Below are 1,598 nucleotides of genomic sequence, written 5' to 3'. Positions count from 1 at the left end.
CTATCATCTCAAGCGTCGCTCTGCCAAGCAGAACGCGGTGGCTTGTGTGAGGACATGGGTGGCAGAGTCGAAAACAGGGAGCCGAGACCTTCCGCCATCGTCGGGTGCGCAAGAATTGCGTCGCGGAGTCTGGTATATGGGAGGCCTGCCAGCATCGCGATTTGCACCGCGGCCATGACTTCGCCGGCCTCAGGGCCGATCATTACAAATCCGAGAATGCGGTCGTCACTTGCGTCAACAACGGTCTTCATGAAGCCTTGTGTTTCGCCAATCGTTTGCGTTCGCAGCACGGCGCTCACGGGCAGCTTCGCGATACGCACTGTGATACCTTGGCGTTGCGCTTCTCCTTCGCTCAAACCGACACGCGCAAGCGGCGGGTCAGTAAACATGCAGTACGGAATTAGCCTGTTGCGTGTTGTCCGATTTCCGCCAGCTAAATTGTCCCGAATGATCCGAAAGTCGTCGAGCGATACGTGCGTGAACTGTGGGCTACCAGCGCATTCTCCGACTGCCCAGACGTCGGGTGCACTCGTCTCGAGTCGTTCGTTGACCCTAATGTAACCGCGGTCATCCAAACGCTCACGAATCCCCTCATTTGCTGACCCGGTATAGGCCCGATTCGCGGCCGCTCCCTAGAAGCTTCGTGTCAGCGAGGGATAGGTTTGGAGCATGGTCAAGGCGGAGCATGTGCGCGGGCGTCTGGGGGACGTTCGCGGGTTCATCGGCGGTCTATATGGGCCTGACCTGCACGCCAAGCGGGTGGATGCCTTGGCGGGTGCCACGCTTGGGGTGATGGCGGGCGCTTCGTTGGCGGTGGCAATGATCGGCCAGGCGCTGGCGCAGGCGCGCGGGCTGGTGACCAAGCATGCGGTCAAGCAGGTAGACCGGCTGATGAGCAACGACGGCATCGACGTGTGGGACAGCTTCGCTCGCTGGGTGCCGCAGCAGGTCGGCGCGCAGCGAGACATCCTGGTGGCAATGGACTGGACCGACTTCGACCGCGATGGCCAATCGACATTGGTGCTGAGCCTGGTCACGGGCCACGGCCGGGCGGCACCGCTAATTTGGCTGACCGTCTGGAAGGAGGAGATCGCGACCCGACGCAACGACTACGAGGATGCCTGCCTGCGCCGCCTGGCCGAGACGATGCCGCCGGGCTGCCGGGTCACGATCCTGGCCGACCGCGGCTTTGGCGACCAGAAGCTGTTCGCGTTCCTTGGCGAACTGGGCTTCGGCTACGTCATCCGTTTCCGCGGCAACATCCGCGTCACCGACGCGAGCGACGAAACCAAAGCGGCGGCCGAATGGGTCGGCAAGGGCGGACGCGCCCGCAAGCTGCGCGATGCCCGTGTCACGGCGCAGGGGCGGCAGGTGGGTGCGGTGGTGTGCGTGCATGCCAAGGCAATGAAGGAACCCTGGTGTCTGGCCGCGAGCGACCCGGAGGCGACAGCGGCGGTGCTGGTCAACCACTACGCCCGCCGCTGGACCATCGAGCCGCAGTTCCGGGACACCAAGGACCTGCGCTTTGGGATGGGGCTGTCGACCACCCGCATCGGCGAACCGATGCGGCGCGACCGGCTTCTGCTAGTCAGCGCCTT

2 protein-coding genes and 1 pseudogene are annotated in these 1,598 nt (G+C 63.8%); 1 reads left to right on the top strand and 2 read right to left on the bottom strand.

Annotation, left to right across the window (positions count from 1 at the left end):
• Positions 1-8: 8 nt before the first annotated feature.
• On the bottom strand, positions 9-389 hold the full coding sequence (locus VGP39_RS19490; protein WP_327569733.1) for a hypothetical protein: 381 nt from the start codon (positions 387-389) through the stop codon (positions 9-11).
• A gap of 87 nt (positions 390-476) precedes the next feature.
• Positions 477-575: pseudogene (locus VGP39_RS19485) on the bottom strand (FAD-dependent oxidoreductase); the annotation flags it as partial.
• 94 nt (positions 576-669) lie between these two features.
• Here VGP39_RS19485 and VGP39_RS19480 point away from each other — a divergent pair.
• The coding region (locus VGP39_RS19480; protein ID WP_327569732.1) for an IS4 family transposase at positions 670-1,598 on the top strand (929 nt) is incomplete at its 3' end.

Source organism: Bradyrhizobium sp., assembly GCF_036009065.1.
Lineage (GTDB): Bacteria > Pseudomonadota > Alphaproteobacteria > Rhizobiales > Xanthobacteraceae > Bradyrhizobium.
Note: the sequence above shows the minus strand (reverse complement) of the source record. Positions and strands in the feature narration are given on the sequence as shown.

Coding starts and splice junctions, on each gene's coding strand:
- VGP39_RS19490 (WP_327569733.1), bottom strand. CDS start 389: ATGTTTACTGACCCGCCGCTTGCGCGTGTCGGTTTGAGCGAAGGAGAA.